The sequence below is a fragment of the Proteus sp. G2609 genome, assembly GCF_963896135.1.
In the GTDB taxonomy this organism is placed as follows: domain Bacteria; phylum Pseudomonadota; class Gammaproteobacteria; order Enterobacterales; family Enterobacteriaceae; genus Proteus; species Proteus mirabilis.
In genome coordinates this window covers 16,927-38,480 of the sequence record NZ_CAWQNB010000030.1, presented here as the reverse complement: position 1 = coordinate 38,480, position 21,554 = coordinate 16,927, and the positions used below count along the sequence as shown (strand labels likewise).

The 21,554-nt window shown below is 38.3% G+C and carries 18 protein-coding genes; 12 read left to right on the top strand and 6 right to left on the bottom strand.

Annotated features, from left to right (window positions below; genetic code table 11):
* Positions 1–446 precede the first annotated feature (446 nt).
* A complete protein-coding gene (locus AACV01_RS09265; RefSeq protein WP_004243988.1) occupies positions 447–1,364 on the top strand; it encodes a cation diffusion facilitator family transporter in 918 nt (305 codons plus the stop codon).
* 75 nt (positions 1,365–1,439) lie between these two features.
* Here the strand turns inward: AACV01_RS09265 and ghrB are convergent, their stop codons facing one another.
* Positions 1,440–2,399 (bottom strand): glyoxylate/hydroxypyruvate reductase GhrB, encoded by a 960-nt coding sequence (gene ghrB, locus AACV01_RS09260; RefSeq protein ID WP_004248508.1) that lies wholly within the window; start codon positions 2,397–2,399, stop codon positions 1,440–1,442.
* A 431-nt stretch (positions 2,400–2,830) separates the two neighbouring features.
* On the opposite strand from ghrB, the gene galE reads away from it, so the two are divergent.
* From galE to AACV01_RS09210, 10 genes are all read left to right on the top strand, one after another.
* Positions 2,831–3,847, top strand: coding sequence for a UDP-glucose 4-epimerase GalE (gene galE, locus AACV01_RS09255; RefSeq protein WP_004248507.1), 1,017 nt, complete (start codon positions 2,831–2,833; stop codon positions 3,845–3,847).
* Between the two features lie 48 nt (positions 3,848–3,895).
* On the top strand, positions 3,896–4,954 hold the full coding sequence (locus AACV01_RS09250; RefSeq protein WP_004243985.1) for a UDP-glucose--hexose-1-phosphate uridylyltransferase: 1,059 nt from the start codon (positions 3,896–3,898) through the stop codon (positions 4,952–4,954).
* A 111-nt stretch (positions 4,955–5,065) separates the two neighbouring features.
* Positions 5,066–6,238 (top strand): galactokinase, encoded by a 1,173-nt coding sequence (gene galK, locus AACV01_RS09245; protein WP_020945988.1) that lies wholly within the window; start codon positions 5,066–5,068, stop codon positions 6,236–6,238.
* Positions 6,225–7,295, top strand: a complete 1,071-nt coding sequence (gene galM / locus AACV01_RS09240) for a galactose-1-epimerase (protein ID WP_046334641.1) — start codon at positions 6,225–6,227, stop codon at positions 7,293–7,295. The genes galK and galM overlap by 14 nt, the downstream gene beginning before the upstream one ends.
* Before the next feature lie 179 nt (positions 7,296–7,474).
* Positions 7,475–8,485, top strand: a complete 1,011-nt coding sequence (locus tag AACV01_RS09235; RefSeq protein WP_004243980.1) for a substrate-binding domain-containing protein — start codon at positions 7,475–7,477, stop codon at positions 8,483–8,485.
* A gap of 376 nt (positions 8,486–8,861) precedes the next feature.
* Entirely contained in the window at positions 8,862–10,496 is a 1,635-nt protein-coding gene (locus AACV01_RS09230; protein ID WP_063108567.1) for a sodium/sugar symporter, read from the top strand.
* Between the two features lie 237 nt (positions 10,497–10,733).
* Entirely contained in the window at positions 10,734–12,773 is a 2,040-nt protein-coding gene (locus tag AACV01_RS09225) for an IreA family TonB-dependent siderophore receptor (RefSeq protein WP_004243977.1), read from the top strand.
* Positions 12,774–12,883: 110 nt separating this feature from the next.
* Positions 12,884–13,711 (top strand): alpha/beta hydrolase, encoded by an 828-nt coding sequence (locus AACV01_RS09220; RefSeq protein ID WP_237585010.1) that lies wholly within the window; start codon positions 12,884–12,886, stop codon positions 13,709–13,711.
* Between the two features lie 358 nt (positions 13,712–14,069).
* The gene (locus tag AACV01_RS09215) at positions 14,070–15,236 is read left to right on the top strand and encodes an MFS transporter (protein WP_004248501.1); all 1,167 of its coding nucleotides are present in this window, start codon (positions 14,070–14,072) and stop codon (positions 15,234–15,236) included.
* A 124-nt stretch (positions 15,237–15,360) separates the two neighbouring features.
* The gene (locus AACV01_RS09210) at positions 15,361–16,014 is read left to right on the top strand and encodes a DUF1287 domain-containing protein (RefSeq protein ID WP_017627947.1); all 654 of its coding nucleotides are present in this window, start codon (positions 15,361–15,363) and stop codon (positions 16,012–16,014) included.
* A 467-nt stretch (positions 16,015–16,481) separates the two neighbouring features.
* Here the strand turns inward: AACV01_RS09210 and AACV01_RS09205 are convergent, their stop codons facing one another.
* A complete protein-coding gene (locus tag AACV01_RS09205) occupies positions 16,482–16,865 on the bottom strand; it encodes a YkgJ family cysteine cluster protein (RefSeq protein ID WP_004243972.1) in 384 nt (127 codons plus the stop codon).
* A 387-nt stretch (positions 16,866–17,252) separates the two neighbouring features.
* A complete protein-coding gene (locus AACV01_RS09200) occupies positions 17,253–17,597 on the bottom strand; it encodes a DMT family protein (protein ID WP_004248496.1) in 345 nt (114 codons plus the stop codon).
* A gap of 455 nt (positions 17,598–18,052) precedes the next feature.
* Here AACV01_RS09200 and umoC point away from each other — a divergent pair, with 455 nt between their 5' ends.
* Entirely contained in the window at positions 18,053–18,466 is a 414-nt protein-coding gene (gene umoC / locus AACV01_RS09195) for a flagellar biogenesis regulator UmoC (RefSeq protein ID WP_012368164.1), read from the top strand.
* Positions 18,467–18,572: 106 nt separating this feature from the next.
* Here umoC and AACV01_RS09190 read toward each other — a convergent pair whose 3' ends face one another.
* The 3 genes from AACV01_RS09190 to AACV01_RS09180 are packed head-to-tail and all read right to left on the bottom strand — an operon-like array spanning position 18,573 to position 21,430.
* A complete protein-coding gene (locus tag AACV01_RS09190; protein WP_004250409.1) occupies positions 18,573–19,277 on the bottom strand; it encodes a LutC/YkgG family protein in 705 nt (234 codons plus the stop codon).
* 1 nt (position 19,278) lies between these two features.
* Positions 19,279–20,700: a LutB/LldF family L-lactate oxidation iron-sulfur protein gene (locus AACV01_RS09185; protein WP_004243964.1), complete on the bottom strand. Its 1,422-nt coding sequence runs from the start codon at positions 20,698–20,700 to the stop codon at positions 19,279–19,281.
* A gap of 10 nt (positions 20,701–20,710) precedes the next feature.
* A complete protein-coding gene (locus AACV01_RS09180; protein WP_004250412.1) occupies positions 20,711–21,430 on the bottom strand; it encodes a (Fe-S)-binding protein in 720 nt (239 codons plus the stop codon).
* Positions 21,431–21,554: the final 124 nt, after the last annotated feature.

Below are 21,554 nucleotides of genomic sequence, written 5' to 3'. Positions count from 1 at the left end.
AATGATTATTCTATCACTTAATTATTTATATTATAGTAATAATTAGTGCTTTTAAAATAAAAAGCTAAAAAGGCAGAATAAAACTATATCAATCTTAACTTATTGACAGGAATGAGTTAAATAAGATGATATTTAAAATAAAAGTTTTTTAATTAGCCATCTAGAGGAAAATGCACAAAAGAATGATTATCAATTATATTATTGTTCTGTATCTATAGGATTTTATTAGTAATTTTTTAGAGACTTAATCAGTAAAGTATGGCATATTAACCGTTAATAGCATCTCAATATGATGTTTGGACAGCAATCTTAGTCCCTAAACAGGATTGTTATTCAGAGTCGTCCTTTATCCTCACCAATGAGTTATGGAACCTGAAATAACCTATGGAACTCTATTCGTTATAAACAAATAGGGTAGGCTATTTATACAGAATAAGATTATTATTATGACACATAATCACATTGATGATATTGAGTTGAATATGGCTGAGAAAACACAATCTGACAAATTCAAAGCGGCCAAGAAAAGCACATTGGTCAGTGTTTTTGTTAATATCTTTTTATCCATATTTCAAATCACAATTGGTTTCTTCTCACATTCCCAAGGCTTAATTGCTGATGGTATTCATTCACTGTCTGATTTAATTGCTGACTTCGTGGTGTTAATTGCGAATAAAGGCAGTCAAAAGCAACCCGATGCCGATCATCCTTATGGACATTTTCGCTATGAGAATGCCGCTTCATTAGTGTTAGGGACAATTTTATTGATTGTTGGTTTGGGAATGATATTTTCTGCTATCCATAAAATGTTAGATCCTTCAATCATTCCTGATGTTCATAGCATCGCGCTTTATGTGGCTTTATTGGCATTAGCGGCTAAAGAAGGGTTATTTCGTTATATGTTAGCTGTAGCCAAAAAAGTCGATTCTAGTATGTTAGTGGCCAATGCTTGGCATGCGCGCTCAGATGCCGCCTCTTCTTTAGTGGTTGCAATAGGGATCATTGGTAGCCTTGCTGGATTTAAATTCTTTGATCCACTAGCAGCACTTATTGTCGGGCTATTTGTTGGCCGTATGGGATGGCGTTTTACCTATCAAGCTTTGCAAGATCTCATGGATAGAGGCGCTGATGAAGAAACACTTGAACAGATCACCAATACATTAATCACCACACCAGGAGTACAAGGGGTACATGATTTAAAAACCCGTCGTGCAGGTGATTATTTATTAGTTGATGTCCATTTAGAAATTAAAGGCGAATTAACGGTCAATCAAAGTCATGATATTGTGGTCAATGCCCATGATAGAGTACTTAAACAGCATGCACAGATTTTAAGTGTGATGATACACGTCGATCCTGCTTAATTTAGCGTTAACTATTTGATAGTTTAAAGGTAATAAATTGTATTTATTACCTTTTTGTTTTTATTCTTTGCTTAATTAAAAATTAACACAGTTTTCTTTTACATTATCGGTTAATGCAGCAATCAGATTGTCAACGGCACATTCAGCCATTGCATAGCGAGTCTCTTTAGTTGCAGAGCCAATATGGGGTAAGGCGACAACATTTTTCATGGTTAAAAGTGGTGAAGAGGTTGGCAGTGGCTCTTGCTCAAACACATCTAATCCGGCTCCAGCTATTTGTCGCTGCTCTAATGCGTTAATTAATGCTTTTTCATCAACCACGGCACCGCGTCCGGCATTAATTAAATAGGCGTCAGCTTTCATTAATGCAAACTGTTTTGCGCTTAACAGATGATGAGTTTCTGGCGTTAGCGGTAAAGTAATGCAGACAAAATCGGCTTGTTGTAAAAGCATCTCTAGGGAACAAAATTTAGCATTAAAATGCTGGTTAACATCGTTATATTCAGTACGAGAATGGTAAATAATATCCATATCAAAACCGAAGTGGGCGCGTTGTGCTAATGCTTTACCGATACGCCCCATACCAATAATTCCCATGGTTTTATGGTGAACATCAGTACCATACCAATCCGGCGTAATACTTTTTACCCATAAACCTTGTTTTATATTATCGGCTAGTTCAGGAATACGACGAGAGACGGCAAGAACAAGCGCCATCATTGTATCAGCGACAGTATCAGTTAATACCGTAGGTGTATGCATCAATTTGATATGACGTTCAGTGAGCGCGGCAACATCCACATTATCATAACCGACAGAAATCGTTGATACGGCTTTTAGTTTTGGTGCTCTTTCAATAAAGTGTTTATCGATATTACCGCCGGCGCCTAACAATCCTTCAGCATGAGCGAGGGTGGCTTTAAAATCGGCACAATCGAGAGAGAGCGCGTTAAACTGTTTTACCTCAGCAACGGCAGATAATTTTTGTTGCAGTTTTTCTGGAAGCGGTTGATAAAGTATTACAACGGGTTTCATAGCGTTCTCCTAATTGGTATTAACTAATAGATATAAATCACACTCTCTTCTCTTCAATTCATCTATTGAGGCTACTCTTAATTTCACTGTAAAGCATATTAGCGTGGATGTTAATAAGGTATGATAAAAACCAATTAATATCAGTTTTATCATATAATTAAAGTATTCAGTATAATGTAATCGTTTACTTTTATGGTGAAGAGGGCACTTCTCTCTAAAATAACTATATAACGATTATTAACAATAATTTGCTGTAATACGGTTATATTAGGTCGTTTTTATTAAATAGTTAAGGAATAAGAAAAGCGTGTAAACGTTTACACTAAATGTCGGTTTGATCACGAAATTAGTTTGTTGAACTTGTTAAACTCTGAGGCAATCAACAAAACCGCTTGACGCTTTTCATTTGAAATAAATCAAAAGAGGTGAATGTGGAAATTTTAGTTACGGGTGGAATGGGATATATCGGTAGTCATACATGCGTGCAAATGTTAGAAGCAGGCATGACGCCTATTATTTTGGATAACCTCAGTAATGCAAATGAAGAGGTACTTAACCGAATTGAAGCATTAACAGGAAAACGCCCACTGTTTTATCAGGGGGATATTCGTGACGAAAAACGACTGGCCACAATTTTTACTCAGCACTCTATTCAATCAGTGATCCATTTCGCTGGATTAAAAGCGGTAGGTGAATCTGTTGAAAAGCCCATCGAATACTATGACAACAATGTTAACGGTACTTTGGTGTTAGTTCGTTGTATGCGTGATGCGGGCGTAAAAAGTATTATTTTCAGCTCATCAGCCACGGTTTATGGTGATCCTCAAACTGTGCCTATTACTGAAGAGTCACCTGTTGGTGGCACTACCAATCCTTATGGCACCAGTAAATATATGGTCGAGCGTATTTTGTCTGATCTCTATATTGCAGATGAGAGTTGGTCTATCAGTTTACTGCGCTACTTCAATCCAGTAGGTGCTCATCCATCTGGCACTATGGGGGAAGATCCTAAGGGTATTCCTAATAATTTAACGCCTTATATCTCGCAAGTTGCGATAGGTCGTCGTGAAAAAGTCGCGGTATTTGGTGATGATTACCCAACAAAAGACGGTACTGGTGTACGTGACTATATCCATGTCATGGATTTAGCTGATGGTCATATTGCCGCCTTAAATGCGTTAGGAGAAAAAGCAGGGTTACATATCTATAACCTAGGCACAGGGAATGGCACCAGTGTGATTGAAATGATTGAAGCATTTCGTAAAGCCAGTGGTAAAGCAATCCCTTATGAAATTCAGCCACGTCGCCCGGGAGATATCGCACAATGTTGGTCAAGTCCTGCCAAAGCAGAAAAAGACTTACACTGGAAAGCCATTCGCTCTATTGATGATATGGCAGCCGATGCTTGGCGTTGGCAATCACAAAATCCTAACGGTTATCTGAAATAGATCATAAAAACGCTATCAGATAATCTTTAATAAATAAGAGAGAAGATTATGTCAAAACTGATTTTTGATCCCGTTGAGCATCCTCATCGTCGTTATAACCCTTTGACTGGGCAGTGGATATTAGTTTCACCCCATAGAGCAAAACGACCATGGAATGGCAAAGATGAAAAACCTCAGATAGCGACACTTCCCTCTTATGATCCACATTGTTATCTGTGCCCAGGGAATACCCGAGTTTCGGGTGATAAAAATCCTGATTATACAGGCACTTATGTTTTTAATAACGATCACTCTGCATTATTGACAGACCAATATAGTGTTGAGGTATCCGATAATCCACTCTTCCAGACTCAAGCGGTGAGAGGGATCAGTCGTGTTGTTTGTTTTTCCCCCGATCATAGTAAAACTATTCCCGAATTACCTATTAGTAGCCTACGTAAAATCATTGATACTTGGGATAACCAAATAGAAGCGCTAAGTAAAGAGTATCTATGGGTACAAGTATTTGAAAATAAAGGTGAAACAATGGGATGCTCTCAACCTCATCCTCATGGGCAAATATGGGCGAGTGATTTTTTACCTAATGAATTAGCACGCAAAGATAGCCAATTAAAAGACTATTTTAATCAATATGGCCGTAATCTATTAATGGATTATGTTAAAGCTGAATCTGAAGACGGTAGTCGAACCGTGGTTGAAACTAAATACTGGTTAGCTGTCGTGCCTTATTGGGCATCATGGCCTTATGAAACCATGCTATTACCAAAAAGCCATATTCGCAGAATGAGTGAATTAACGGCTGAACAACGTGATGATTTAGCCTTGGCAATAAAAAAATTAACCAGTCGTTACGATAATCTATTTCATTGTTCATTTCCTTATTCAATGGGATGGCATTTTGCACCTTCTTTTAAAGAGGGCGAAAGCATCGAGCATTGGCAATTACATGCCCTGTATTATCCGCCGTTATTACGCTCTGCGACAGTACGTAAATTTATGGTGGGTTATGAAATGTTGGCTGAATCGCAACGCGACTTAACGCCAGAGCAAGCTGCTTATAATTTACGCCAAGTAAGCGATATCCATTATAAAGAGCAAGAAAATTAGCTTAACGGGTTGATGGCGGACGCTTTTTAAATCACTACCTAGCCTAGGATGCATCACTATTATATTGATGTAACAGGTTGTTATTACTTAATTTTAAGTTAAGGATTTATTATGCAGGCACTGATTAATAATGTGACTCATTCTTTTACCTCTATTTTTGGTTATGCCCCAACACATTTTATTCAAGCTCCAGGCAGAGTTAATCTGATTGGTGAGCATACTGATTATAACGATGGTTTTGTTCTTCCTTGTGCCATTGATTATCAAATGGTAGTTGCTGCCGCCAAACGAGATGATAATCTTATTCGTGTGATTGCGGTTGATTATCAGAATGCGCAAGATCAATTCTCTCTCGAACATCCCATTGAGTTTTTACCTAATAAAATGTGGGCTAACTATATTCGTGGCGTTATTCATTTTTTACAACAAGCCAAATATGTATTTCAGGGTATGGATATTGCCATTACAGGTAATGTGCCTCAAGGGGCTGGCTTAAGCTCTTCAGCTGCATTAGAAGTGGCTATAGGACAAACAGTAAAAACACTTTATCAACTTCCTATTAGTCAAAAAGAAATTGCCCTTAACGGTCAAAAAGCAGAAAACCAATTTGTTGGATGCAATTGCGGTATTATGGATCAGCTTATTTCTGCATGTGGTGAAGAGAGCCATGCACTATTAATTGATTGTCGTTCATTAGCCACTACGGCGGTAAAAATGCCAGAAAGTGCGGTAGTGATGATTATTAACTCAAATAAAAAAAGAGGGTTAGTCGATAGCGAATATAATACGCGTCGTCAACAGTGTGAGGAAGCGGCAAAAATATTAAATGTTACTGCATTACGAGATGCGACCTTAGCGCAATTGCAAGCGAAAAAGGCACTGATGAATGATAAAGTATATCGACGTGCTCGTCATGTGATCACCGAAAATGAGCGTACTTTACAAGCGGCTGAGGCGTTAAAACAAGGCGATCTTACTAAACTTAGTGAGTTGATGGCACAATCACATATCTCTATGCGTGATGACTTTGAAATAACCGTTAACGAAGTGGATACACTGGTAGAAATTGTTAAATCAGTGATTGGTTCGCAAGGTGGCGTTAGAATGACTGGCGGAGGTTTTGGGGGCTGTGTGGTGGCGCTGGTGACTCCTGATTTAGTTGCAAAAGTGACACAAGCGGTTGAAGCCCAATATAAACCCCAAACAGGTTTAAAAGAAACTATTTATGTCTGCTCTGCAAGCCAAGGGGCGGGCTATCTGGAGATAACTAATGGCATTAAATGAAAACCGTTTTTTTAAGCCTGAACAGATGACCACACAAGCCGCTTTTGATGGTTTGCCTGCTCAAGTCGTGATTTTGACAAACCGTTTTGGTATGTCTATCTCCATTATGGATATTGGTGCAACATGGTTAAGTTGTATTGTCCCTGTGAATGGCTATCGTCGCGATGTGCTTTTAGGATCTGCAGATATGAAAGCCCATCAACAGCAAACGGCCTATTTTGGCGCAACGGTAGGGCGTTTTGCTAATCGTATTGCAGGGGCTAAATTCACCATCGCCGGAACTGAGTATCGCCTTGTTGCTAATGAAGGCAACAATACGCTACATGGTGGTAAACAAAATTTTAGCCATCGTCGCTGGACTATTGTGGCGCAATCCACACAGTCGGTCACTTTAAGCTTGCAATCTGCAGATGGCGAACAAGGATTTCCTGGTACCGTCGAAGCCAGTGTGACATATACATTAACGGATGATAATGAAGTTCATATCAATTATCAGGCTATTAGTGATAAAACGACAGCGTTGAGTTTAACTAATCATGCCTATTTTAATTTAGCTGGGGAGCATACTCAGCGAACGGCTCTTGAACATGATTTAGTTATCCACGCTTCTCACTACTTAAAAAATGGTGCGGGTAATATTCCTACAGGGGAAATTGTCGATGTGACTGGGACGGGATTCGATTTTCGCCAATTAAAACGTATTGGCATCGATTTTATGCGAGATGAATGTCAAAAAGCCGCTAATGGCTATGATCATGCGTTTATTTTAGACAAACAAAAAATAGCAGATAAAGCATCGATTGCCACAGTTATTGCCCCTGAAGGTGAGCTTAAAATGGATGTTTTTACTACCATGCCTTCTATACAGTTTTATACAGGAAATTTTTTGGCACAGAGTAAAGGAAAAACTCGTCGTTATGGTAATTATTCGGGGCTGGCTTTAGAGACACAATATTTTCCTGATGGGCCGAATCATCCTGAATGGGGTGAGAACCAAGGTATTTTAGCTGCAAATACTCCGTGGCATAGCCAAACAATATATAAATTTTATCAGTAATAGATAAAGGAAAGTGTAAACGCTTTCCTTTTTTACTGTTTATTTGATCATTTTACTTTTTAAATTTCTTATCTTCACTGATAATCATGCCACTTGTTTTATAACTTACTCTTTTTCTTAGCCATCGATTAATGACACAAGGTTTTTAATGCAGAATAAGAGTTATTTATGAGGTGGATATGGCAACTATCAAGGATGTGGCAAAAGAAGCGGGTGTTTCTGTTGCTACGGTATCTCGGGTCATTAATAACTCACCAAAAGCGAGCCGAGCATCGATAGAGATTGTCAATTCGGCAATGCAAAAATTAGGTTATCGCCCCAATGCTGCTGCGCGAGCACTGGTCAGTCAAAGTACCCAAACATTAGGTGTTTTGGTGCATGACGTATCCGATCCCTTTTTTGGGACCTTGGTCAAAGCGGTCGATAATATTGCCAGAAAAGCGGGAAAACATATTCTGGTATGTAATGGTTACCATGATGCGCAAGATGAACGCCAATCTATAGAACTCTTGATCAACAGCCGTTGTGATGGCTTAGTGATCCACTCTAAGGCACTTTCTGATGAAGAGTTGTTAGCTTATGCCAATGAAGTTAATAGCATGGTATTAATTAACCGTTTTATCCCAGAAATTGCGGAACGTTGTGTCGCCTTAGATAACTACAAAGGGGCATGGATTGCCACCGAACATCTTATTCGTCAAGGTCATACTCAAATCGCCTATATCTCATCCACTCACCATATTGAAGATACCAGCCAAAGGCTTGCGGGATATAAAGCTGCTTTAGCAGCTTATAATATTAGTTTGCCTGAAAGCTATGTCGAATATGGCGAGCCAGAAGGCGAAGGGGGAGAGCAAGCGATGATGCGTCTATTAACCAAGTCGATAGATTTTACAGCAGTGGTCACCTATAACGACTTTATGGCTGCAGGGGCATTATCGGTGCTTGATGAAAATGAGATCCCTGTTCCTGAAAAAATTTCAGTGATTGGCTTTGATGATGTACTTATCGCTCGTTATATTCATCCTCGGCTAACAACGGTGCGTTATCCGATACATATGATGGCAGAGCAAGCAGCAACATTAGCGTTAAAGCTTTCTCAAGGGGAAGTCCTAACCCAAAAGCAGCGTATTTACTCACCCACTCTGGTTCAGCGCAACTCCGTTTATAATTTAAGCCACCTTTCTTAATCATCCATTATACTTTAAACATGTTACAAACTTCTGATAATAGGCTCAGAAGTTTATAACAGTTTGTTTAAGCGCCTTTTTTATCTGTTTTATCGCTTAAAAATATTCTTATTATTATCTGGTTATTTCTTGTAATCGTTATCAAACTTTCTTTATTTTGTTTATTTTTAGCGATGACTTTTTTCTCAATTAAAAGAGCATAAAGTGAAATCAGCGAATTTTGTTGATTTATTAGTTAAGGTAATCGTTTGTTATGTGCTTTATCGATCCGATTTTTAACATAGGCGATAAAATTGTGAACGGAGTAACGGAAAAAGCAAGTGGAAACGTTTACATTAATATTCTCTTCTCTCTATGGGTCTGAAAGGAAAATATTATGCATACAGAAGGTGTTGGATTAAGCACAATAGATTATGCAATCTTTGCCCTCTATGTCATCATTATTATTAGCCTTGGATTATGGGTTTCTCGTTCAAAAGATGGAGCTAAAAAAGGAACAAAGGATTACTTCCTAGCGGGTAAAACACTGCCTTGGTGGGCGATTGGTTCTTCTCTTATTGCTGCTAATATCTCAGCTGAGCAATTCATTGGTATGTCTGGCTCAGGATTTTCGATAGGTCTTGCTATTGCATCTTATGAATGGATGGCAGCATTGACGTTAATCATCGTTGCTAAATACTTTTTGCCTATTTTTATTGAAAAAGGCATTTATACCATTCCTGAATTTGTTGAGAATCGTTTTAAAAGTCGTAATTTAAAGACGATCCTCGCCGTATTCTGGTTAGCACTCTTTATTTTCGTTAACTTAACATCTGTATTGTATTTAGGATCATTGGCGTTAGAAACCATTCTTGGTGTGCCGATGATGTATGCCATTATTGGTCTGGCACTATTTGCGGTTATCTACTCGCTTTACGGTGGACTTTCAGCGGTTGCATGGACGGATGTTGTACAAGTTTTCTTCCTGATCCTCGGTGGACTTTTCACCACCGTACTTGCTGTTAGCTATATCGGTGGTGATGGCGGAATAATGGAAGGCTTAAGTAAGATGACAGCCGCCGCGCCAGATCACTTTAAAATGATCTTAGCAAAAGAAAACCCACAATTTATGAATTTGCCAGGAATTGCTGTGCTAATCGGTGGGCTATGGGTTGCTAACCTCTATTACTGGGGCTTTAACCAATACATTATTCAACGTGCTTTAGCCGCTAAATCTATTAATGAAGCGCAAAAAGGTTTAGTGTTTGCCGCTTTCTTAAAACTGATTGTGCCTATTTTAGTTGTTGTGCCGGGGATCGCAGCTTTTGTTATTACAACCGATCCTACGCTGATGGCAGGATTAGGAACAATGGCACAGGAGCATATCCCAACCTTAGCGCAAGCGGATAAAGCCTATCCTTGGTTAACACAATTCTTACCTATTGGGGCTAAAGGGGTTGTGTTTGCAGCACTGGCAGCAGCTATCGTTTCTTCTTTAGCTTCCATGCTTAACTCTATCGCGACTATTTTCACGATGGATATTTATAAAGAATATATTGGGCCAAAATCCTCAGAAACCCGCTTAGTTAATGTGGGACGTATTAGTGCGGTGATTGCATTGATTATTGCTTGCTTTATTGCGCCACTGTTAGGGGGCATTGATCAGGCATTCCAATATATCCAAGAGTACACAGGTTTAGTGAGTCCTGGTATCTTAGCTGTATTCTTGTTAGGACTATTTTGGAAGAAAACTAATGCCAAAGGGGCAATTATAGGGGTTGTACTCTCAATTCCTTTTGCTTTATTCCTAAAATTAATGCCACTAGGAATGCCATTCCTTGACCAAATGATGTATACCTTTATTTTCACCGCGGTTGTTATTGGTTTGGTCAGCTTAACCTCAACGAAAAGTGATGATAGCGCAGGGGCGATTGTATTAACTGATGCAACATTTAAAACCCAAAGTGGGTTCAATATTGCTTCTTATATCATTATGATCATCCTCTGTGTGCTTTATGCTGTATTTTGGTAATTAGTAATTAATTTTATTTATCAATGTATTACAAAAAAAAGCAGAGCCAATAGCTCTGCTTTTTTTGTCACTTCAATGCCTATTCAAATCTTCTTATCTTTGTTGCTCTAAATTGCTTTGATGCAGATTAAAAAATATCACTAAATTGCAAAAGAAAATTATTCTCACAGTCAATTGATTAAGATAATATTAATCATTCTCATTACTATAACCATTATTTGACTTCAGGGATTTGTTATGAAATTTAAAATAAGTGCTTTAACAGCCTGTATTTTAATGACTTCTTATTCACTACACGCACAAGAAGATAAAGTAGAACGATTAGTTGTATCAGCCTCAGGGTTTGCACAGCAACAAACAGATGCACCCGCTAGCATTACGGTAATCAACAAAGAACAATTAGAGAAAAAACCGATACACGATCTTGCTGATGCCGTAAAAGGGGTTGAAGGCGTCAGTGTGAATGGTAATGCAAATAAACAAGAAATTACTATTCGTGGCTTACCCGGAGAATACACACTGATTTTGGTTGATGGCAGACGTCAAAATAGTCGTGAATCACGCCCTAATGGGAGTGGTGGATATGAAGGTGGATTTATTCCTCCCGCGGATGCCATTGAACGGATCGAGGTAATACGTGGGCCAATGTCATCACTTTATGGCTCAGATGCGATGGGCGGTGTGATTAATATTATTACTAAGCCTGTTACTAAAGAGTGGCATGGTGCAGTTTCCATGGGGGGAACATTGCAACATAACCGTGACGCGGGAGATTCTATCAATGGTGATTTTTATCTTTCCGGCCCATTAATTGAAGATAAGTTAGGTTTACAACTTTATGGTAGTAGCTACTTACGTGCAGAAGATAAAATTACATATGGGCAAGGGCGTAACGATAATAAAAATATTACGGCCAAATTAGCTTTTACTCCTACAGATAACCAAACCATTTTATTAGAAGCTGGGCGCAATTCGCTACAACGCACGACAACACCGGGTAAATCGATGAGCGAATTTACCAATCGTGGTGGACGTCTTGATAAAAACAAAATGCTAGAAACGAATAATGACCGTAACCATTGGGCATTAACTTATAAAAATCAGTTTGATATTTTGCACTCTGAGTTAAGTGTTTATCAAGAGCAAACCAAGCGTGTTCAAAAGACGGAAGGTGTAGATAAAGCGACAGGAAATAGCTACAAATATTATGAAGATCGCCGCCCTGAAATCACTAATACTGTTTTCGATGCTAAATTTACCGCATTCCTTCCTGATAATGTGATGACTTTTGGTGGTCAATACCAATATGCACGTTTAAAAGACGAATCTTCAGTCGGCGGTAAAGAGGTCAAACAATCTACGATCACCGCTGATCAAAAAGCGTTATTTTTAGAAGATGAATTTAGTGTCACAGATAATTTAGCCCTAACTGGGGGAATACGTCTTGATGATCATGAATACTATGGTAAGCACTGGAACCCAAGAGCATACGCGGTTTACCATTTAACCGACGAATTTACCATAAAAGGGGGGATTGCTAAGGCCTTTAAAGCCCCGAGTTTACGAGAAATTAGCCCTCAATATGGTACATCAACGGAAAAAGGGCGAGCGATTATGTATGGTAATCGTGACTTAAAACCTGAAACTTCGGTTAGCCAAGAAATTGGTGTTGGTTATGACAATGGTGATGGTTTTACCGCCAATGTGACTTTCTTTAATACAGAATTTAAAGATAAGCTTACCAACTACGATACCGGTGAAATCGATCCTATTACCGGATTAAAACTGTACCAATATGATAATGTGGGTAAAGCTAATATTAAAGGGATTGAAACCGCGGTTGCATTCCCTGTCGCTGATAATTGGCGAGTAAGTGCTAATTACACTTATATCAACTCTAAGCGTAAAAGTGATGACGAAAAATTAGGCTCTGGTGAATCATTAAAAGGTTATCCATTGGATATGACACCAAAACATAGCGCCAATGCGCGTGTTGATTGGCAATACGATGAAGCTACCAGTTTCTATGCCAATACTGCCTATACTGGTAAGCAAATTTGGGCGGCTCAACGAAATGGTTATACTGGCGCTCGTTATCGTAGTGGTTATACAACCTTTGATTTAGGAATGACCTATAACTTTAATAAAAATACCATGCTAAATTTAGCCGTATTGAATATTACTGATGAAACGGGTCCTGCGGTCAACGATAAAGGGGGGAACTGGGTCGTTGATGAAGGCCGTCGTTATTGGGCAAATATCAAATATAGTTTTTAATCTATCCCAGTAAAGGTAAGCCTCATTTATTATGGGGCTTACTGCCATCATTTGATAATAACTTACAGGGTATCTGATTGATGAGAATACTAATGTTATGTGGAATGATAATGTTATCTTCTATTGTGCAAGCAAGACCTAATCAACAAGTTCCTCAGATCACACCACAAGTATCAACCTATTATCACATTATGGAAAAAGAGGTTGAGCATCAAGGAAAGCAGTATCGCTTTTTTCTTGCGATCCCCAAAAATACGCCTAAGACAACAGTGCTGTATAGTGTTGATGGAAATGCACAATTTCCACTTATTGTGAATGAAGCACTAGCGCAAGCGAAAAAGCCATTGCCTGTTATTGCAAGCCTAGGCTATGTAGGTGAAAAGGCCTATTTTATAGCGGAAAGAACTCACGACTATACCCCAAGAGTACATGGCGAAGCCTTTGCCAAAGGCGGTAATGCTGAACAGTTTTATCAGTTTATGGTAAGCCAATTAAAACCCTATGTACTAGCACAGGCGGTGCAAGAAAACATCACTATTACTGAGCAATCACTATTTGGACACTCCTTTGGTGGCGTGTTTACGCTATATGTATTATTTAATCATCCAGACGCTTTTCAACGCTATATTGCTGCTAGCCCATCTCTTTGGTGGGGAAAAGGTGAGTGGATCACTCAAGATAAATGGCAACAGATCCCCAATAATGTTGCGGTGACCATTACATTAGGTGAATTAGAAGAAACCCCTGATTTTTCTCAAATGAGCGAAGAGCAACGCTTGCGCTATCAAACGCGTAGTAGCTGGCTTACTCCTCGACAACTCTGTGATTATCTTACTGATGCCGGCAAAACATGCCAATTTTACCTCTTTACGGGTAAAGGACATGGCAGTTCAATCCCTGATGCAATCAAAATCGCTTTAGAACAAAGTACAGAATAAGCGTTTTTATTAACGGCTGTTTTATTTAATAAAATAGCCGCTATTCTGCTCTGTGCGCTGTTATCACAAAGGCTATAGATTATTCTCAATTTTAAAAAATAATTTGCGCCAAGGACTACTTTTTTACCGTGAAAGGACGATAATAACGGATAGGATAAATAAAATTACTCGCTAGCATTAGATTTTATAATTTTATTTATTTTTAGTAACGAGCTATATTCACGCACCCCTAACTTAGGGACGCCACCCACTGTTTTCATCACTATTGCTTTCATCTTTTCTAGATGAAAGGAGTGCCAATGTCTGGCTTCGAGAAAACAGCGCATGATTAACCGTTTTGATTGTGGAGACGAGGGTAGTGAAACAGAACACTACTTTGGTACGCAAAGGTGACAGTACATTAGTACCTGTCGCGGGTTTAACGGTATTTGCTATCGCATCAGGCTATTTAATGAGTTTAATTCCACTATCTATGGATAGTTTTGGTATTGATACTTTTTATGCTAGCTGGTTAGCAAGCATTTACTTTATTGGATTACTTATAGGTTCAGTGATGATCGAACCTATTATTGCAAAAATAGGGCATAGGCTCTCTTTTGTGCTGTTTTTATTGTTGTTAGCATTCACCGTGAGTATTTTGCCACTGTTACCTTATTTATCGGTATGGCTAGTATCTCGCTTTTTCGGTGGTATGGCGGTTGCGGGTATCTTTGTTGTAGTCGAATCATGGTTATTAATTGGTGATAATCCTAAAGAGCGAGCTAAACGCTTGGGCTTTTATATGACATCACTTTATGGTGGCACAACATTAGGTCAGCTTGCTATTGGTGCCATTGGTACGCAAGGGGCAATTCCTTTTATCGCGGTATTGGCATTGCTATTAATTGCAGTGTTACCTCCTTTGTTTTTTAAACAAGGACAACCCCAATGCCACGAGCATAAAAGTTTGTCACTTAAACAGATTAGCCGGCTGAATAAAGCTTCTTTAGTAGGCTGTATGGTTTCTGGCGTTGTGATGGGGAGTATTTATGGCATGATGCCATTGGCTTTAAATCAAGGACAATTTAACACCGACCAAATTGGGGTGTTGATGGCAGCAATTATTTTAGGTGGTATGGTTGTTCAGCCTATTATTAGCAAATTGTCGGTGATGATGAGTAAAACCCTATTATTAGCCATGATGTGCTTAGTTGGGGTATTTGCGATGGGCATGACTTATCTGTCTAATGACTATGTGGTGTTAATTATTGCATTAGCTTTATTAGGAATGTCATCTTTTGCACTTTATCCTATTGCTATCACATTAGCTTGTGATCATGTTAATGCGAGCTATATTGTGGCAATTACTCAGGTGATGTTATTAAGTTACAGCGTGGGTTCAGCAATGGGGCCATTAGGCGCAGGTATGTTTATGTCACAAGCAAGTAACGGCATTATGAACTTTTTCTTTGTCGTGTTATTAGCGACAGCTGTATATATGTTATTTGCCAGTTTACGACGCAAAAGCCATATTGTGCTTAACTAATTGCGTTAAACACTTTCATTCTTTGATATCAACCGAGTTGCTTTTAAGAGTAACTCGGTTTTTTTTATTGATGCGTGATGGCTAATTAAGATCCTTCTCATATTTTTACCCCACTATTTAGCAAATGATAAAGTCATTAAATAAAGATGATTTTAATTATCATCGATTGATACAACATGGAAATAATTCTTTGAAAATATTCATATTTAGCTTTCTCTCTCTGATTATCTTACCCATTTCTGTTTCCCAAGCGATAACACCGACACAAAATAAACAGCTGGTGGCTTATGCAACGGATCTACCTAGAGCCGTTATTTATGATCCAGCCTACCGTAAAATTAATTATCCTAATGGTGATGTGCCTGCTCATTATGGGGTGTGTAGTGATGTGATTATTCGTAGTTACCGAGGAATTGGCATTGATTTACAAAAATTGTTACATGAAGATATCAAAGCCAATTTTGCACTTTACCCTAGTAAGCGTATCTGGGGACTTAGTCGACCTGATACTAATATTGATCACCGCAGAGTACCCAATTTGGAAGTTTTTTTCTCGCGTAAGGGAAAGGTGAAACCTATTAGCAAAGAGGCGTCAGACTACTTGCCTGGTGATATTGTTAGCTGGCGCTTAGATAATGGGCGTCCTCATATTGGTCTCGTCATAGACAAGAAAAGCAGTGATAATCAGCGCTATTTAGTGATGCATAATATTGGTTTTGGACAAGTCGCTGAAGATGTTTTATTTTCGTGGAAAATAACCGGTCATTACAGTTATTAAAATTAGATTTAAATAGAATATAAAAATATTTACTAATAACGAGTAATAGCAAAATAAAAAGAAAGTTAATTAATATAATATTAATAGACGCCCATACTAAAAATAATTATTTTGGTATGGGCGTCTATTTCTGGGGGAGAATATTTTCATCAGAAATATTCATAATTAGTCCTCTAAGCCACCGAGTAACATACTGACAACGGCAACGGAACAAATAAGGGAAAGGAAAAGAATGAAAAATGAGCTACTGATCATAGTGACCTCCTAATTTATTGCTATTTTTAAATAAAAAACCTCACTAAATACACGTTATTAATTGATTACTCTCTATACTAGATGATTTATAAATAAAGTCAAACTAACCTATTATTTTATAATGCTATTTTTGGTGAAAATTCTTTATTTTATGCAAAGAAGTGCAAAATTGTGATCAAAGAGACTCAGGAGGGGCTAGCCCCTCTGATGTTCTACGCAGAATGCGGTAGAGAAATATTAGGAAGAGGAGGAAGCCCAAAAGCGGCTCTTGCCCGATCGCAAGCTTCATTTTTTACGCCATTAGCCCAAGATTGTTCAAACTCACGGCAAGGGGATGGTCTCTGTTCATAAATTGCACAACTCACGCATTCACCAACTTCACCAATCAATTTTTCACAGCGTGGTTGTTTCTCATTAGTTCCTTTCATACATGATAGAAAAGGGGTTAAGGGTTCGGTAAATTCGTCAGGAACAACACCACCACCACTTTTCATTTCAGCCCAATAGAAAGAGACTCTAAAATAGGCGCAACATGCACCACAATGCATACAGGGATTATCCTGCATATAAATAAAATCGTTAGAATGTTTGCTCATACCAGATACCGTTTTATCTGACCTTAAAGTAATATAAGAAGTTTTTGAAAATCGTTTTCACTTAAGAGAAGCAACAAAGAAAGAAAGAGAAACAATGCCTCTCTTAGCTAGCTATTATGCGCTGAATGAAAATATTTTTTCAAGAGCAATATTTGTTTTTTGTAGTCAAATTTCTACTAATGCAGTGCATAATATGGGATGTGGTAATTTATTGAATGATATAACTTAATCTTGCTATGAATTACTGGTTAGTACTTAATAATTGAAATCAATTATTTTGATTGTTTTTTGTTCGGGTGAGGCGGGGCTCTACAAAACAAAAAACCTCATTTCGAAATGAGGTTTTGAAAATTTTCATTTATTTTATCAGCAGCTATTTTTTATTCTTTAAAATGGCCCCTTAAAAATAAATAGCGCACCCGCACCAATTAAAATAAAACCGATAAAGTGGTTAAGTGTGAAACTTTCACCTAAATAAGTCACCGAAAAAACAGCAAAAATGGTTAGTGTGATGACTTCTTGAATGGTTTTTAATTCGGCGGCGCTGTAATAGTTGTGGCCGATACGGTTTGCAGGAACTGCAAAACAGTATTCAACAAAAGCGATTAACCAACTGAGTAAGATCACTATAATTAACGGCTTATTACCGTATTTTAAATGGCCATACCAAGCAAAAGTCATAAAGATATTGGAAATTATCAGCAGAATAATGGGGGTAAATTTATACAACATATTTGTCATACCACCAGAGGTTTTAAAGGGAGAAAGTAGCAAAAAATCAGCGATGAGATTACTGCAAAACGCTTTGTTTTGCTATTGACATCAAGTAAAAAAAGTCTATTTTTTTAGATCTATTGCTAAAAATAGAACTTCGGAGGATCAAAAAAAATTGACTTAAATCGAGAAAAAACACTAAACCTGATTTTTTTATATTATCCTCTCAATAGATAAATATAACGCTTACTAAGATTATTATTAAAACATCTTTTTTTATAAAAAATACTAATAAAATAGATAGATTTAAAGACTTATTAATTATAGTTTTACTTCTTATTAAGATTTATTTTCTACACTTAATGCGACATATCCTAAATTTGTGTTTTCGCACTAATAGATGTGGTGTTAATTCTTTAATACCTTATATTTGACAGTCAAATTTAGTAAAAAACTTATTATTGGGAGCCAACGTGAAGATAGGTACGCTTTTAATTTCTTACAGTTTACTCACAATGAGTTTGATCTCTTTTTCCTCCTTTGCTCAAGTAAATCACGATCCCCTGACCAAATGTTATGAGTTGTCAACAGATGCAAGCCAAACAACCATTAAAGCTTGTCTATTAGATGAACTAAGATTATCTGAAGAGCAGTTGAATGTTATCTATAATAAAAGCAAAGGCGACCTTGAAGATAGTGACTCTATCGCGGCTAAAAGTGCTATTGATGCATTAGTCAGTTCACAAGAGCAGTTTATTCTTTTTAGAAGTAGTGAATGCCAACGTCAATCTGCTTTAATGATGGGGGGCAATGGTGCTGATGAAGTACTGCTGGCTTGTGAAATAAAATTAAATCAATGGCGAGCTAAATTATTACTCACTAATTAAGCCATAAATACAAAACACCTGTATAAAAGGTGTTTTGTATTTGGGTCAATCCGTTGACCATGACGTTAAGTTATTTGGTTATCGTTTTTATATTGTTTCGTTTAAACTAACAATCTTCAATAATAAGATAAGCGGCATGAACAGGGCCATGAACTCCCCATACTTTGATTAATTCAATATCAGCCGTTGAGCTTGCACCACCAATTAAATTGATACATGAAGGCATTCTGATCCCATCTTGTGCCATTTTGTGTAAACGCTCTGCAAGTTGAGCCACTCGCGGTAAAATGTCACTTTTGCGTAAAATAACAATCGAGGTTTCAGGTAACAGGCTGACAGAACGCCCTTTTTCCGGAGAAGAAAACAGCACAATCCCGCCAGATTCTGTTAATCCCGCTTCCGCAAAGACAATCCCTATTTGAGAGCGCTCAGCATGAATAATATTTTCATGACCGAGTTTAGGATCCCAAATATAAGTTTCATATTTTTCACTAATAGCTTGTGTTACACCAAGTGCATTTAAGCGCTCATCTCCACTTATTATCACTGAGCCTTGACAATCATAGCTTTCACAAAGCGCTATTAAGCTATTTATCACTTGTTCTGGTTTAGTGATAACGCATCTTACTTGCTGGGTTTGTGCAAAATCAGTAAATTCTTTGCATAATTCATCTTGGGTTAAATTTGTTAAGCGTGTTTTAGCTAAATTATTAATAGGGGGATCTTGTGGTTTTGGCGTATGCGTCACCTCACGTCCTAATTTTTGAGCAATAGTTTGCAGAAACTCAGCACGATTTTGTTCGTTTAACATATTATTTTTTTCCTTCTGCTTTGTGGCGCTTAAACCAACTACGGAAACTATAACCATCGGGTTTTGGGAGATCACGTGATGCCATCCAATCATTGAGTACACTTATCTTGATTGGAGTTGAGCCATTTTTGATCATCAAGCCCGCCATCTTAGCCCCTACATTCATGCCAACTTTCCAAAGCGTGGGGTGCGCATTAATGTAATTAAACATACCGGTTACACGACGCTCAGCTTTTGGTGTTAAACCACTTTCCGCCATGACTCGACGATGTTTTAGGATCAATTGTGCTAAAGGGATTTTGACCGGACAGACCACATTACATGCATTGCATAATGAGCAGGCATAAGGTAAGTCATGAAAATCTTTATAGCCTCCTAAGAGTGGCGAAATAACTGCACCGATAGGGCCGGGATAAATAGAGCCATAAGCATGACCACCGATATTACGATAAGCAGGACAGGTGTTTAGACAGGCTCCACAACGGATACAGCGTAGAATATCTTTAAATTGTGAGCCTAAAATTTCAGAGCGACCATTATCGACAATCACTAAATGAAACTCTTCAGGGCCATCAACATTACCCGCTTCACGAGGTCCAGTTACCCAAGTGTTATAACTGGTTAGGCGTGAGCCAACCGCACTACGACATAACATCGTGATCAGCGGATCGACTTCTTCAAAAGTAGGCGCAACACGCTCCATTCCCATAACGGCAATATGGGTTTTAGGTAATGTGGTCGTCATCCGTGCATTGCCTTCGTTAGTTACTAAACAGACTGAGCCTGTTTCTGCAACCGCAAAGTTACAACCAGTGACTCCAATATCAGCAGAAAGAAAATCTTGTCGAATACGTTGCCTGATAAAAAGGGTCATATCTTCTGGGGTTTCACTACCTTGATAACCTAGTTTTTCATTTAGCACTTTACGTATTTGGTAGCGATCTTTATGGATCGCCGGTACAACAATATGAGAAGGGGGATCGTTATCCAGTTGCAGAATATATTCACCAAGGTCGGTTTCGATAATCTCAATACCTTCATTTTGTAAGGCTTTGTTCATACCGATTTCTTCGGTTACCATCGATTTTGATTTAACGATTTTCTTGGCATTTTTCTGTTTGGCAACGTTACAAATATAGCGTGTCGCATCTTCTGCCGTTTTGGCAAAATAGACATGACCGCCGTTTTCAGTCACTTTTTCTGATAATTGATAAAGATAAGCGTCTAAGTTTTCAAGAACATGGTTACGGATTTGTTCTGCGCGATCACGCCACGCTTCCCAATCACCTAACTCTTTTACCATTATTTGGCGATTGGCTCCAATGCGCTCTTGTGCCATAACAACGGCGTTACGCATAATGGTATCATTCATTTCATGCGCTAAGCGTGGTCTAAAATCGATATTACTGGTTTTAATAGACATTGCAGCCCCCTTATTGACTCATTAAAACTTGTGCAATATGTAGCACTTTGACAGGACGCTTTTCACGACTTAAACGGCCTTGAATATTAATTAAACAACTGGTGTCTGCACCAATGACGTAATCAGGGCTGACTTCCATGATATGTTTTACTTTTTCAGTGACCATTTCACCGGAAATTTCTGACATTTTTACTGAGAAGGTGCCGCCAAAACCACAACAAGTTTCTGAATTGGCGAAAGGTAACATTTCGAGTCCTTCAACATGTTTTAATAAGGTTAAAGGTTCACTAACAACCCCTAACTTTCGCGTTAAACTACAAGAGGGGTGATAAACCGCTTTACCCGCAAGGCGGGCGCCAACATCAACCACACCTAAGGTGTTGACGATAAAGCTGGTAAGATCAATTAAACGATCGGCCACACCTTGGGCTCGCTGCGCCCATTGAGGCTCATCGGCAAGATAGCTGGGATAGCCTTTAATCGCATAAGTGCAAGAGCCTGCAGGGGAAATAATCGGATAATCATTAACTTCTAATGTCTCAATTAATGATTTCATTGCGGGTTTTGCATCATTAACATAACCGCTATTAAGTGCTGGCTGACCACAGCAACCCTGGCGCTCTTGAAATAATACTTCGCAACCTAATTTTTCGAGCAATAATACGGTATCTCGTGCCGAATCTGCTTTTAGCACATCACCAAGACAGGTTGCATAAAAATTAACTTTCATTCACCGAACTCCAAAACATCGCTCAGATGTTGTCATTTTTATTTAAGATAAAATTCTTATTGGTTATTTTTCTTTATTTTCGTTATGTCAAAGCGATAGGTGATAGCCAAGATAAGCCATCACT